Source organism: Rickettsia monacensis (assembly GCF_000499665.2).
Classification (GTDB): Bacteria; Pseudomonadota; Alphaproteobacteria; order Rickettsiales; family Rickettsiaceae; genus Rickettsia; species Rickettsia tamurae.
Map to the genome: position 1 here is coordinate 121,053 of NZ_LN794217.1, position 14,896 is coordinate 135,948.

The following is a 14,896-nucleotide window of genomic DNA, read 5'->3' on the forward strand; positions in this document are numbered from 1 at the left end:
TCAGCTCCTGTTTTTTCTCCTAAAATTATAACAGGTTCACCTATATTTTGAGTAATTGAGAAAGCTTTTTCTTCAGGCCATAATAAAGGCGTATATAAAGCAGTATAAGCATTATTATAGGAGGGAGCTACGGAAACGAGATACTAAATCATCAAGCTTTTGTGTTCTAATATCTTTTTTGTGCAATAGCTTAACTCTTAAAACATTCTTCTGCATTGCTAAAGAAATTTCTTGCTTCAACAATTCTTCCAAATGATCTTCATAGTCATATTTACGTTCTTTGCAATTACCAATATCTAACGTATATACTTCCATTTGCATCGGTAAAACTAATATTTCCTTGTGAGCGATCATATTTTTATTATATCCGCTAACATGACGCACAGAAGTTACTTTTGTAAAGCCTGAAGTAATAAAAACTAATAAAACATACAATACTAGGTTTTTTAATTGCATAATTATTACCTATTAATTAGCCGGTATTATACGAGTACGCTTTTCGGAAAAAATAACATATACTTTTTGACCTATATTTACGTCTGTACCTTGTACTACGGTAATTAAACCGCTTGTAAATGCAGCAGAGATAACATTACGCATAGCAGTACTACCTTCATAATAGTCACTTTTTATTTTAGAAGTATCAACTTTAATTAAATATTCATACCCTTTACTCTGTCCAAGTTTATCTTGTAATATAGTTCCAACAGCTGCTCCTGCAAGTGCACCTCCGACAATCGCAGCAGTAGTACCGTTTCCTTGACCTACTGTACTACCAAGTACACCTCCTGCTATACCTCCTGCTGCCATACCACCTGCATTATCCGATAAACGATCTGATTCTTTTATTTTTACAGGACGTACGGATACTACTTCTCCTTCTAACGTTAAACTTAATGTTGAATCGCTAGTATATACATTTGAAGATAGGTCACGAGCACAACCGCTAATAAAGGTAGCTAAGATAATAAAAATTATAGATTTATGAAAAATTTTATGCATAACATTTAAATTTAAAGTTAAAAAAATCACAAATAAAGACACTTAAATTCATTATTTCCGTCAAGATTTATTTTTTACCTATTACGGTTAAATAATATGGTCATAGAATAAGCAAGTACGGCAAACATGCAAAGATATAAAATCGGAAATAGGTTAAAATCAAATGATTTTATTACCTTTGCACAAATATAATTAGCAGTACCGGACATTAACATTGAACCGATATTATGTCCTAAACTTATAACACGATAGCGTTCTTTAACTACAAAAGACTTAATAACTATACTATGAGCAAGAGCATTAAAAGGAGCAACCGATGCAGATAACATTAAACTAGCTGCAAGCCCTAAATTAGTCATTTGATATTTTACTGCTATTATAAAAAATACACTTGCTGTAATAGTACATATAAATGCGATTTTTAATACCGAATTAATTCTTAAACGGTCGGCAATAAAACCGGCAATCGGCATACAAACAGCAAAGCATATTATTATTAAGACTGAAAAAGAACTCATAATAATACCGACTGAAGGTAATACAATCGGTAAATATTGCTTCATAAAGATGATTGCAATTTGATATGTTGCTCCAAAACCTCCGGCTAAGAATATTAACCGTGCAATATTTTTCCATTGCTTTTTAATTATAGAGCTAAGTTTTTCAATAGAATCTTGGCCATGGTGTGCTTTTTTAAACTCCGGTGTTTCATCAAATTCCCGACGATAATAAAGAGTTATTAATGCAAGCGGTAAACTTAGTAAAAATGGAATACGCCAACCCCACTCCGGAAAAATATGAGAATTGAAGAAATTAGTTGCACCAATCCCGCATAATAAACCCATTACTCCTGTACATCTAGTTATTGCCGAGGCAGTAAATCGGTATTTTGCTCCTAAATGTTCAATAACATAAATCGCTGCACCATCATATTCCCCTCCAATAAAAATACCTTGCATGAAGCGACATAAAACTAAAATTATTGTACTCCAAACTCCTATCGAGGAATAATCGGGCAATAAACCGATTATTAAGGTAGGGATTACAATACCGATAATCGTAAAACTTAAGGCTTTTTTTCGACCGTATATATCCCCTATACGTCCAAAAATATAAGCACCTATAGGTTTTGATAAATATGCTACTGCATAAACGGCAAAAACATTTACAAGCTTTGTTAATGGATCAGTACCGGCTGAAAAGAATTTATCGGCGATAATTGCCGCTGAAAAACCATATAAACTATAGTCGTAATACTCAATGATAGTACCTAAAAAAGCACCGAGAACTTTATTGCTTGATTTTGTTTGTTTCATTTTAAAGGTATATGTCATTTTCGGTGTCATCCCGTGGCTTGTCCAACGTTGTTGCATGGGTAGGTTTTCCCGTCATTGCGAGAAGAATTACGTAGTAATTCGACGAAACAATCCAGTAAAAAATTCTGATTTACAGAATTTTTTATTATTTTTTTGGATTGCCACGCTCCTTACAGTCGCTCGCAATGACGATTAGGTATTATCCATACGGGAATGACATAGGTATACATGAGACCGCTTTGGCCGTTACTTAAAATCCTTCAAAGACCTTTATATAAAGGTGGACTTCATATATCTAAACTGAATTAGTATTAGACAGGGACGATGTCCTAAAAGTTAGTGGTAGTCCTAGGTTAATATTAAGTTCACGAACCAAGCAGCCAAGAGCTAATATATCACTTTCTCATTTTACATGCAAGGTTTTCTAGGTAACCTGCTATAGTATTTAAGGTTTCTGCGAATTTTTCTTCGTCGGGATGATTTTTTTGAAGGCCGTTTTTATTAAGTTTTTCCGTTAGACTAGCTATTTCAGCTTGAGCATTAAGTGATGCCATAACTAATAATAGCTCAAAAGAGGCTGTGGGACTACCAAGTTTAATTTCCGCTATTTTATCATTCAATTTATTCGCTAAAGATAGTAATTCTTCCTCATCTCCATTATTACAATATAATTGAAAACTCTTGTTATTTAATGTTACCGTAACAATTGACATAATTATTTTTGCTGTTTTTTTATTTCTTCAAGTTCATTAATATAAATGTTAATTTGATCTAGCATTTTTATATAATTATCTTTTAATTCTTTATTTTCGTTTTGTAATTTTTTAATTTCATTTAGATCATACTCATGAATCTTCAATAACTCATCAAGTTTATGCTCTACTTCTTCCATTAATTTCTTTAGACTGCTTACATAACTTGCTTCTAAAGGTAATTTGTACGTCGATACGGTACTCGCATCCTCACGTACTTCTTTGTACGCTGCGGTTCTGCGTTCCGTGTCTCCTTCGAATTCCTCTTTATTAGCTTCGTTCTGTAAGCAGTCTAATATTTCATTATCCATTTTCGTTTAAGCGTTAATTATGAATGGATGACTTACAATAATAATTGATAACATTATAATAGATATAAGTACTAATTGTTTTTTACGTTTATAATTTATCAATGCCGTAGCTCTTTTATTACTTAATAATTTTTCGGTTGCGTTCTGTTTAGTAGCTTCTATCTGCTCTGCATTTCGATCTTTTACATTAAGATAATCCAAGTATAATTTTAAGTAACCTCTTACTTATACTTCTCCCGGTAAAACATCAAAATCACCCTCTTCTAAAGCTACTAAATATTTTTTTCTAATTTTTAAATCACTAGATACCTGATTTAAAGTTTTACCCGAATCTAACCTAATTTGCTTAAGCATTGACGACATAATTTACTCAAGTTTTTGTAAGAATATTTCAAATTTCTTATTTGCTAAAATAATTATATTTAAGTCTATAGTTTCTTGAGATTTAATTTCTTTAATAAAATCAAGAAAATTTCTAACTAAGTTATTAGTATTATCAATCCATAAATCTAAATCAATAGTTGTTTTAGATTTATTAATTATTTTTATTAATAATCTACGTTGTTTGTCATATAAATCATCTTTTAGCGATTGAATACCTAAGCGACGCCAAAATGAATCGTTCAATTGCCTATCACAAGCTTTACGTAACCAATCAAGACTAAACATATCACTTATAGCAAAATAAGCTTTTGCTATCTCTTTATTATTTCCTGAAGTCTGTTTTGTTACATATATAATGTCAAATACTGAAATTAAATTGTCAAATGTAGCGATAGTAGCAGCAAATGATTCCTCTACCCCGCTAGTTGTATAATAATTTAATTTTTCTTCAAATCTTATTTTAGTTTCTCCGACTAATAAAGTACCTACCGTTTTTCTTAAGTTTTGTGCAGGAACTCTAAACTCTTCTATAGTTTCACTAATATTAATAGGATGTTTTAAATTTTTAATAAACCACGAAATACCTCGACGCATTAATTTCGTTATTTCGGTAAACATGTCGATTTTTACATTGTAATCAATATTAGTAGGTAGCTTACTTATCGTTTCCCATATATCATCAAGATCAAAAATTTCACAAATAATGGTATATGACCTTATTATATCACAAAGAGGAGCCCCAATCTCACGCTTTACAATACTAATAAGCGGTCCTCCAAGCTGATTAATTATTTTATTTATAGTAACGGTTTTAATAATCTCATGTTTAAGAGGATGAGATAAAATTTCATTATAAAACTTTTTTTGCATCATTTCAGGAAAATAATCTATAAGATATGCATCAAAATATTTATCATGGGAAAAAGTAGAATTAAGTAACTCGTGATAAGCCGACCTTTTACTATATGATAGCAGTAAGCAAAGCTCAGGACGAGTTAATACTTCACCGCTAATAGCTCTTCTATTCAATTCTTCTGCACTAGGCAAAAATTCATTTTCCCGCTCTAATACTTTTTCTTCTTCTAAAATATCTATAAATTGACTAAGTATATTAACGGTTAAAGTAGGAGATAGTTGCATAATTGTTATTGCTTCGGTTTGCTTATAATTATCAAGCAATACTAACTCTTCAACTTGCTTTGTCATATCGTTTAGAAGTTTATTACGTTCCTCTAAAGTAATTTTTCCTGAGGTTACCGCACTACTTAAAGCAATCTTGATATTTACTTCATGATCAGAGCAATCAACACCTGCTGAATTATCAATAAAGTCGGCATTTATGCGTCCGCCTTTTTTAGCATATTCAACTCTACCTCTCTGTGATACACCGACATTACCGCCTTCTGCTATAACCTTTGCTCTAATTTCTTCACCGTTACATCTAAGGTTATCATTTGCTTTATCACCGATTTCTAAATTATTTTCCGTTTTAGCTTTGATATAAGTGCCTATTCCGCCATTCCACAATAAATCAACATCTGCTTTTAAAATAGCTTTAATTAATTCTTCCGGTGACATCTCATTATCATTTATATCAAGTAATTTTTTAATTTCCGGTGATAATTTTATTAATTTACTACTGCGTTCAAATACTTTGCCTCCTTTAGAAATCAGCTTAGAATCATAATCGGACCAATTAGAACCCTTTAAATTAAATAAACGCAAACGCTCATTAAAACTTGATAAAGGATCAGGAGTAGGATCAATAAATATATGTTTATGATTAAAGGCGGCGACTAACTTAATAGTCTCTGATCTTAGCATACCATTACCGAACACGTCTCCCGACATATCTCCTATACCTACGACGGTAATAGGGTCTTTTTGGACATCTAACCCTAAAGTTTTAAAGTGATTAGTTACGGAAATCCAAGCTCCTTTGGAAGTAATAGCCATTTTTTTATGATCGTAACCTGCAGAACCACCGGAAGCAAAAGCATCATCAAGCCAGTAATTATATTCTCTTGCCACACTATTAGCATAATCCGAAAATGAAGCTGTACCTTTATCGGCAGCAACCACTAAATAAGGATCTTCTTTATCATAAATAATAACCTCTTTCGGATGTACTACTTTACCGTCAATGATATTATCGGTTATGTCTAATAAACCTCTCAGGAAATTCTTATAGCATTCTACCACTTTTTCCATATATTCATCACGAGTAAGCCCTTCCTCAGTAAAATGAACATAAAAGCCGCCTTTAGAACCGACAGGGACAATAACGGAATTCTTCGTCATTTGTGCTTTCATAAGCCCAAGGACTTCAAGCCTATAATCTTCTGCTCTATCCGACCATCTAAGCCCCCCGCGCGATACGGGACCGCCTCTTAAATGAACAGCTTCAAAATTTCTAGAATAAACAAATGCTTCGGCAAACGGAACAGGTTTAGGCAAATCCGGTACTTTTGAAGAATCAAACTTAAATGAAAAAATATGTTTATGTGGTTGATAGTAATTTGTTCTAGTAATAGCATTAACTATACCAAACATATTACGTAGTACTTTATCTTCACTACTCATCTCAACGGTTACTAAGTAGTTATTTAGTTTGTCTTTAATTACGTCACAATTATTAGACATCTTCCCAAGCTTCGCTTCTAGAGGTAATTTAGACGTCGAACCGGCACTCGCATCCTCACGTACTTCTTTGTACGCTGCGGCGGCAAGTGCTTCCGTGTCTCCTTTCAATTCCTCTCTATAAGCTGGTTTAGAAAGATTTCTATCATTGGAGTATTTAGGATTGAATTTTATATCAAATAGATTTACCAACATTTTTGTATATTCGGGATGTTTAAGTAACGTTAACTGTACATAACCTTTACCGTAACTAAATCCTGTTTGATGTAAATATCTTGTTAAAGCTTTGACGAGTTTAACTTGCTTCCAATTAAAACCGGCAAGTACTATTAATTTACTTAAAGAATCATTAGCAAGCATCCCAAGTGCCATTTTATCTAAAGCTTCTTCAACATTTATTTTTAATTCGGTAATATTATCCTTTACAGGTACAATAGAAGTTAAGATAAAATTATATATCCAGCTTTCTTTAATTCCCAAAGCCTCCTTAATTGCAAAAGTTTGTTCATCAATTGCTTTAAAACCTAAATTTTCGATTGACGGCAATATGTTAGAAAGGGCAAGTTTTACTTTTGGACTATATATTTTTAAGTAAAATTCCGTTTCATTTACAGAAACTAGATTAAACATACATTCTTGTGACTTGCTTGCTTCCGTTAAATATTCAATATCTACTAAAGCTATCTCTGGAGAAAATTTTTGCCTATAGTCTGCCGGAAAAACATTATCAAAAAGCTTTAAATTAATACCTGCTTGATATTCGCCGAATTTTTTAGAAAGCTTAAAATAAAAATCTTCACTCCAACGTGTAGAGATACGATCTAAATCTTGCTGTATTATTTCTGCTTCAAAATTTATTTTATGTTCTCCTTGTGCTTCAAGCGTTACAAAAAGATAAGAAAAATTACCGGCTACTTCGGTGATATAGTTGGATAAAATTTTACTGCCGAATTTTTCCGCTAAATAACAATCTATCATATTATGTATTTCAGACGTTAAACGTTCTCGTGGCAGAAAAATTATGATATTAAGAAAAGAACTCGACCAATCATATTGAATAAATAATTTAAGCTTCTTACTCATCATACTTGAGAGCATATGTAAACACATACAATATAAATCGCCTTGATCAATTTGTATTAAAGCTTCTCTCGGTAACGACTCCATTAAAATTCTTAACTTATCGGCATTATAACCGGATAATGCAAAACCGGCTTTCTCAATTACAAAATTAAATTTTTGTCGTAGGATTGGAATATTACTTATTGAATGGTAATACATATTTGAATTATATATGCCGAAAATTATACTTCCCGAAATATATTCACCCGAAGAGTTAAATTTTTTCACTAAGATATAGTCGATTAAATTATCTGAATGGATAAGCGACGCACTATTTATTTTACCGAGTATTATTAATTGATTTTGATATAAAGGATTAGCAGAACATTTTATAATATCATCAATCTCATCTTTTACTTCTTGCCATATTTTTGCTGCTCCTATTTCATTGCTTAATTTTAAAGATTTTACCTCAAAATCAAGAGTCCCTAATAAAACCAAATTATCGTTTTGTAACCAATTTAAGAATTCTTTAGCCTCTTCAAAATTTAATTTATCATTATCAATTATATTTTTAGATAAATCTTGTAATTTTGTGAGTAATTGCGGTAAATGGCTATAGCTTTGCTCTAACTCTTCTAATCTTCCATTTATAGCCTCAGTTAAAAATGTAGCAGTTTTATCATCAAAGTTTCCTAAAATGGTTAAATGTAGTATCGATTCTGATTTTTCATCCGACACAGAATTTTCTAATATTTTTTCTAATTCTCCTTTACTATTTCGGACACAGTTTATTACCGGATGGAGTAAAAACTTAGTTTGCAAATTCATGTTTTTAAGCAGACATATGATAAAATCAACAATATGCGGCTTATTATCAAGTAATATCAAGACATTTATTGCCGGATCATTTTCGATAACTGCCTTTGTTATTGCTATTTTTCTTGCTCTTTCTACCCTTTGCTTAAAAAACTTAAAGGCTTCATCTGCAAAATTTTGGAATAATTTTTCTCTATTCTCAAAATCATAATCTATCGGAATATAATTTAAAAACTTTTGAACAAAATCTATATATATGGAACTTGACTCACGTTCCTTGCTAAGTTCTAGAATTTTAGTTTTATAATTCGGAATTTGACAATTTAAACGACTAAAATTTAAAGAGGTTGTTTTTGGGGTCATGATTTTCTCAAGTAATAATAATATGATTATTTCTTTTGTTATTATATTATATAAAATAACTTAAGCAAGAGGCATAGAGAATAAGTGGAAACGATATTTGCACAAAGCTCTGCATTCGGTAAAGCAGGTGTAGCGGTTTTTAGGATTTCCGGTCCTAAAAGCTTAGAAGTTTTACAACTACTTACCGGTAGAAAGGACTTTAAATCGAGATTAATGTATTATCAACAAATTACAGTCCCTGAAACTAAGGAGCTAATTGATAATGCTATGGTTGTTTATTTTAAATCACCAGGTAGCTTTACCGGTGAAGACGTAGTTGAGATTCATACGCACGGTAGTAAAGCTATTTCTATAATGCTTATTAATGCATTGTTAAATATAGCTGATATTCGTTTGGCAGAAGCAGGAGAATTTACCAAAAGAGCTTTTTTAAATAACAAATTCGATTTAACGGCAGCAGAGGGGATAGCTGATCTAATTAATGCCGAAACCATTATGCAGCATAGGCAAGCAATTAGACAAGCAAGCGGCGGGCTTGAAGAATTATATAATAACTGGCGTAGTCAGCTTTTAAAAATTATCTCTCTGCTTGAAGCTTATATAGATTTCCCTGATGAAGATATACCGGATAGCGTCCTTAATGACGTTAATAACACTCATAAAAACCTTGTAAATGAAATATCTAATTATCTTAACGATAATAGACGGGGAGAATTACTAAATAGCGGTCTTAAGCTTGCAATTATCGGTCCACCAAATGTTGGTAAGTCTAGCTTACTAAATTTTTTAATGCAGCGAGATATAGCGATTGTCTCAAATATCGCAGGAACTACTAGAGATATAATTGAGGGGCATTTAGACATTGGCGGCTATCCTATTATTTTACAGGATACAGCAGGTATAAGAGAAGAAAGTAGTGACATTATAGAGCAAGAAGGTATAAAACGAGCTATTAATTCGGCTAAAACAGCGGATATTAAAATTATAATGTTTGATGCCGAAAAATTAGACTCCTCTATAAATGAAGATATTATTAATTTAATTGATGAAAATACTATCACAATAATTAATAAAATCGATTTAATCGAAGCTAGTAAAATCTTTTCTATTGAAAATAAATATAAATGCTTAAGAGTTTCAGTAAAAAATAATATTGCTCTTTCAAGTATATTAAAAAATATTGAAAATATTGCCGAAAATATGGCAGGATTTACCGAAACTCCTTATATAACAAATCAGCGTCATCGTCATTATTTAAAACAAGCTCTCTCACATTTAACTGCTTTTAGCTTAGATAATGATTTAGTCCTAGCAACTGAAGATATTAGAATGACGGCACGCTGCATCGGTGCAATTACGGGTGTTATCAACGTAGAAGAAATACTATGCGAGATCTTTAAAAATTTCTGTATAGGTAAGTAATATTGTATAGCTCGTTCTATGTCATTCCCGCAAGGTATTATTGCATGGACACCAAATCGTCATTGCGAGGAGAGGCAAAGCCTCGACGTGGCAATCTCATGAAACAGTAGACTTCTTGCATAACCTATCTTATAAAGAGGAATTTGAAGGAAACACGGAACGCAGCACCGGCAGCGTACACTTAATACGTGAGGATACGAGTACCGGATTGACGTACAAATTACCTTTAGAAGGAGGTTATGCAAGAAGTCTACTGTTTCATGAGATTGCCACGTCGAGGCTTTGCCTCTCCTCGCAATGACGAAAAAACGAAACATTACAGCATAACAATCATCTTTCTCAAGTCTTTTCATATATTAATTTATTTTAACTTTATCTTGACAAAAACATTAACATACTCTAAAAACCATGTTTTATGGTTTTATTAATTAAAGGAGTAATATTATGGCACCTATATTAAATATAAATTTAAACTGTTTCATGCCTATATTTGCAAATAAAATGGTGAGTAGCTTACCTGGAAATACAAAGTATATTATTTATAAGTTAGGCAATACTATACTTTCATCAGTATATAATACTGTTAAAGGAAATTTCACTAACGGTTATTTAGTTGAGAATATAAAATGTAATTGGGCAGGAATCTATAATCATTTAACAGATGTACCTAACGATTTATCAGCAGTAATTAGGGAGTGTACAGGCATTAAAATCCCTATAAAATCTATTGTTACTTATGGAAACAGTACTAGCGTTATTTTAGAAGAAGGTAAGCACTTACTTCAAAACAATACCCTAGTAGAATTAAAGGAATGCACTACCACTGAAGGCGAAGCTGTTTTACAAGAGCATAATGCCAAAATGTTTGTTAATAATTTGAGAGATATTTTAAATCATTCGGAAATAACTTTGAAAAATGCTCAAGAAGCAGGGGTAGAAATTTTTAATTTATTGAATATACCAGTCAAATTCACTACTGATAATCTTAAGGTTATTCTAGATGCTTTCAACGTAACTTTGGACGATATATTCCCTACAGAAGTAGGTAAAAATATTTTAGATCTACTAAGTAAACCTTTCATTGAGGCAACCACTTCCACTAAAGAAAAACCTAACGACTATGGTGGATATACCGGTGCTTATATCACCGCTACGGTATTTGGAGTAATAAGTCTAGGTTTTGCAGCTAAATATGGATGGGATTGGTATAAGGGAAGAAATATAAAAAATGAAAATTTAGATTTAGTAATGAAGAATAAAGAATTAGCATTTGTAGAACTACTATATGAAAATTTTAAGAATAATGCAGTTATATTAGATGAAGTTATAAAAATTAATAATTTAGATGATATTATAAAACTAGCAAAATCTATTAAGGAATATGAATTCTCAATACTACCACTAACTAATTTAAATAATGAAATTGTAAAATTAAATTCCCCATCCGCTATAGCAATAAACTTAGATTCTTCAAGCGGAATATTGCATGAAATATGTAAGAGTCTTGGCGGTGATGATAGTTTTAAGACTATCAGCAACTTTGCAAGCTTAATAACAATTATACGAACAGCAAATCCCAAGTCTGAAGAATATAAAGAAAGCATTACAGAAATATTTGAGATATTTAACCCTCGTTACACAGATATTGACTATCAAAATTGCAAAATGCCGTTATTAGCCGATGTATCATCACCATCTGACTCTTACGGTATAGAAGCATAGAACGTTGTTAGTACCATAACAAACCATCATTGACTTTTTGAAAGTTATATATAAAATGATACTTGGAGTAGCAAAGTGCTATTTCGGGGTGTCGAAACCTCTGCCAAAAGTGAGAGCATTTCTCACAAAACTGATGTAATCCTCGACTTCACGGTCGGGGAGATATTAGGTATGTCCAGAGCTTAAGGGTTACTGTAAGCTTAAAACCTAGTGTGGCTGACTTTTGGCAGTTTTCGACCTCCCCGACCACCAAAAATTATGCTCATTGGTGGTTAAAAGTATTTCAAATTAAGCCTAGGCTGTGTAAAGGAAAATCAATTTAATCTATTTTTGCTTTTTTTGGCTACAAATTATAAGATTTTTTTGAAATAGGGACAACTATTACTGCAAAAATCTTATTAATTTTCGCTTAAAAATTAATTTTCTTTCACATAGCCTATTTAACCCCGATTATGGATAAGGAATAGAGAGGAAGGAAGGTTACAAGAGTTATTAAACCTTATATAAATAGGGCACTGAAGGAGTAAAATAAAGGTTTAATAACATGTGTAAATATACTACAATATTTTGTATAGTAGATAAATTTTGTAAAATTTATGAGAAATGGGTAAAACATCAATTGCTGAAAAGTAATAAGCAAAGATTTAGAGAAGGTAAGCTTTCCTTAAGTGAAGAACTCTCAATAATGATTTTTACCATTTTAGTGCATATAAACATTTAAAAGCTTATTACCAAAACTTTATTATTAATGGTAATTTGTTCAGGAATCCACCTTGTTATGAGAGATTTGTTCAGCTTATTCCTTCATTATTTCTGCCATTGATTGTGATGTTACATTACTTAAGTGGGAAAAGAACGGGAATTTATTATGCAGATTCCACACATTTTGCAGTATGTAAAAATATCAGAATTAATTCTAACAGAACTTTTAATAATCTTGCAAAAATGGGACGTAGTTCTGTCGATTGGTTTTTTGGATTCAAGCTTCATATGATAATCAATGATAAGGGAGAAATTATTGCTGTTAAAATTACCAAAGGTAATGTTGATGACAGAATTGCATTTGAAGCAATGGTTATCAAAAAGGTCTAAAAGGTAAGTGTTATGATGATAAGGGGTTTATTTCAGAAAAAATGTTTACAAAACTTTATAAGCAAGGTTTAATAAAAATTACCGGAATAAGAAAGGATATGAAAAACTATTTATTACCTCTTTTGGATAAAATCCTTTTAAGGAAGAGATTCATTATCGAAACCATTTTTGGCTACATAAAAGAGAATTTTAATATTACTCCTTCCAGACATCGATCACCTATTAATTTCTTTACTTCTCTATTCTCTGCTCTTATTGCTTACCAACTTAAACCTAATAAACCATGTATTTCTTATCCATAATCGGGGTTAATATAGATAAAAATATTGGTAATATAGAGAGAATATCAGACAATTTGATGATTGCCCATCAAGCTGCCTGATTACTCAACTCTGTCAGATTAAGTCGTAACTTGTACAAATAAATTAAGATGTCATTCCCGCAAGGTATTGTTGTGTTGATCAATTTCACTGCTGTCATCCCGCGACTTGATCGCGGGATCCAGTCCTTTTTTAATTTTTTTCTAGATACCGTGGTCAAGCCACGGTATGGCATCGAGTGTGTTTTTCGATCTACGCAACAATGCATTCCCAAGAGTCGTAAATAATACTTATTACTCGTCTCTTACTACCAAAACTGATATATCTGAATGACGGACGATTTTAGAAGCATTAGGTCCAAGCATATAATCTTTTAATTGTAGTCTGACTGCAGAGATTATTATTAAATCGGCTTTAATTTCATTAGAGTGCTTAATTATTTCATCATAAACGGCACCGCTACCTACATAATAATCTGTTTCAATTTCATCGGAAATATATTGTTTGATAAGCTCTTTAATTTGAGCTTTATACTTTTCTTTTTTCTCCGTTCTCCAATTTTTAGGTAAATAATCTTCAAACATTTTCGTACCGAATTCAGGAATTACATACATAAAATGTAATTTTGCTTGAAAGTTCGTCGCAAGCATTAAACTCTTAGAAAGAATACCTTTTATAGATTTTTTATCATTTAAATCTATAGGTATAAGTATATTTTTAAATATAGTATTTTCAGACATAAGATATTGTTAGTTTTTGTTTCTTACTGAATCATGTTTTGGTAGAACAAAATTTTTAGTATCGGCGAAATAGTTAATGTCGAGGTTATTTAATAAGTAATTAGAAAGTTTAAAATTTGCTACGTTTCTATGAAAAGCTCCGATAAATTTATCTAAAATATCACGATTCGCCTCATCTCTAGTTACTAGGATTGCCGATACTTTTACGGTAGTTTGATCATCGGTAATCCCTGGATATAAGCCTTTGTGAAGTATAGCTTTATGAAAAGCTCTATTTTGTTTTATTAATTCTGCTATTTTATCATTTTCAATTGAAACGAAATCAACTTCACACTTATTAGCTATTAAATTTACTAAGGGGTTAGAGTGTCCAACCATCATTATTATAGCATCTATTTCCTTATTACAGAATTTATCAATAGAATCTTCATAATTAATGTGTAGCTCTTCAGGTTCCTTAGAAAATTTATATAAAGAACGTACGGCATCATAAGTAATATTACTACTGGAAAATGCCGGACCGTTAGTTATTTTTTGTCCGTCAATATCAACAAAAACTTTTATTTTATCCTCATCTTTTACAATAACCGTAAAAAACTCATCATGTAGATTAAGCACCTGACGTAAATTTTGCATTTTTTCTTGATCGTGATAATAACCTATGCCCTCATATGCTTCTACTGCAATATTAGCTTGCACTAAGGCTAAATCAATTTTGCCTTGCTGTAATAATTTTAAATTTTCTATACTGCCGTTTGTTGCAACAACTTCACATTTAATATGTTCATTATTTTTATCATCATTTGTAATAGTCTTGCATAAATCAAGTCCAATAGCATAATATCCTTTTAAAATAGAGCCGGTACTGATTTTAATGACTTTTGGAGCAGCATAAATATTACTGCAAATAAGAAATATGCTAATAATGGTAGTTAGTTTAAAATTGTTCAT

The 14,896-nt window shown here is 31.5% G+C and carries 12 protein-coding genes, 1 other RNA gene and 3 pseudogenes; 5 read left to right on the forward strand and 11 right to left on the reverse strand.

The genetic code is table 11. From position 1 onward, the window contains the following. Positions 1-114: 114 nt before the first annotated feature. The 9 genes and pseudogenes from RMONA_RS09955 to RMONA_RS11125 all read right to left on the reverse strand — a co-directional run. Positions 115-456, reverse strand: coding sequence for a hypothetical protein (locus RMONA_RS09955; RefSeq protein ID WP_023507173.1), 342 nt, complete (start codon positions 454-456; stop codon positions 115-117). 12 nt (positions 457-468) lie between these two features. Then, positions 469-1,002, reverse strand: coding sequence for a hypothetical protein (locus tag RMONA_RS07250; protein WP_157699802.1), 534 nt, complete (start codon positions 1,000-1,002; stop codon positions 469-471). A gap of 74 nt (positions 1,003-1,076) precedes the next feature. Continuing rightward, a complete protein-coding gene (locus tag RMONA_RS00650) occupies positions 1,077-2,318 on the reverse strand; it encodes an MFS transporter (RefSeq protein ID WP_037230875.1) in 1,242 nt (413 codons plus the stop codon). Positions 2,319-2,545: 227 nt separating this feature from the next. Then, positions 2,546-2,704: non-coding RNA, 6S RNA (gene ssrS / locus RMONA_RS11610), on the reverse strand. Positions 2,705-2,713: 9 nt separating this feature from the next. Continuing rightward, positions 2,714-3,031 carry a cell division protein ZapA gene (locus RMONA_RS00655; protein WP_023507176.1) on the reverse strand — a complete coding sequence of 106 codons (318 nt, stop codon included), beginning with the start codon at positions 3,029-3,031 and terminating at the stop codon, positions 2,714-2,716. Positions 3,032-3,033: 2 nt separating this feature from the next. Then, positions 3,034-3,381, reverse strand: coding sequence for a palindromic element RPE1 domain-containing protein (locus RMONA_RS00660; RefSeq protein ID WP_023507177.1), 348 nt, complete (start codon positions 3,379-3,381; stop codon positions 3,034-3,036). A 6-nt stretch (positions 3,382-3,387) separates the two neighbouring features. Further along, positions 3,388-3,744, reverse strand: a pseudogene (locus RMONA_RS00665) (helix-turn-helix domain-containing protein). A 3-nt stretch (positions 3,745-3,747) separates the two neighbouring features. Beyond that, a pseudogene (locus RMONA_RS11115) lies at positions 3,748-6,402 on the reverse strand (NAD-glutamate dehydrogenase domain-containing protein); the annotation flags it as partial. A gap of 150 nt (positions 6,403-6,552) precedes the next feature. Next, positions 6,553-8,649: pseudogene (locus tag RMONA_RS11125) on the reverse strand (NAD-glutamate dehydrogenase); the annotation flags it as partial. A gap of 84 nt (positions 8,650-8,733) precedes the next feature. Here RMONA_RS11125 and mnmE point away from each other — a divergent pair. The 5 genes from mnmE (at position 8,734) to RMONA_RS00690 (ending at position 13,187) form a co-directional block, all read left to right on the forward strand. Continuing rightward, a complete protein-coding gene (gene mnmE / locus RMONA_RS00675; protein WP_023507180.1) occupies positions 8,734-10,071 on the forward strand; it encodes a tRNA uridine-5-carboxymethylaminomethyl(34) synthesis GTPase MnmE in 1,338 nt (445 codons plus the stop codon). 40 nt (positions 10,072-10,111) lie between these two features. Further along, positions 10,112-10,372 carry a palindromic element RPE1 domain-containing protein gene (locus RMONA_RS07690; protein WP_242402821.1) on the forward strand — a complete coding sequence of 87 codons (261 nt, stop codon included), beginning with the start codon at positions 10,112-10,114 and terminating at the stop codon, positions 10,370-10,372. A gap of 143 nt (positions 10,373-10,515) precedes the next feature. Next, entirely contained in the window at positions 10,516-11,793 is a 1,278-nt protein-coding gene (locus RMONA_RS00680; protein ID WP_023507181.1) for a DUF5460 family protein, read from the forward strand. Between the two features lie 828 nt (positions 11,794-12,621). Then, on the forward strand, positions 12,622-12,885 hold the full coding sequence (locus tag RMONA_RS00685) for a transposase (protein WP_023507103.1): 264 nt from the start codon (positions 12,622-12,624) through the stop codon (positions 12,883-12,885). Between the two features lie 41 nt (positions 12,886-12,926). After that, entirely contained in the window at positions 12,927-13,187 is a 261-nt protein-coding gene (locus tag RMONA_RS00690) for a transposase (RefSeq protein WP_023507102.1), read from the forward strand. 311 nt (positions 13,188-13,498) lie between these two features. Here RMONA_RS00690 and RMONA_RS00695 read toward each other — a convergent pair whose 3' ends face one another. Both RMONA_RS00695 and RMONA_RS00700 read right to left on the reverse strand, forming a co-directional pair. After that, positions 13,499-13,945, reverse strand: coding sequence for a universal stress protein (locus RMONA_RS00695; RefSeq protein WP_023507183.1), 447 nt, complete (start codon positions 13,943-13,945; stop codon positions 13,499-13,501). A 9-nt stretch (positions 13,946-13,954) separates the two neighbouring features. After that, a complete protein-coding gene (locus RMONA_RS00700; RefSeq protein ID WP_023507184.1) occupies positions 13,955-14,896 on the reverse strand; it encodes a TAXI family TRAP transporter solute-binding subunit in 942 nt (313 codons plus the stop codon).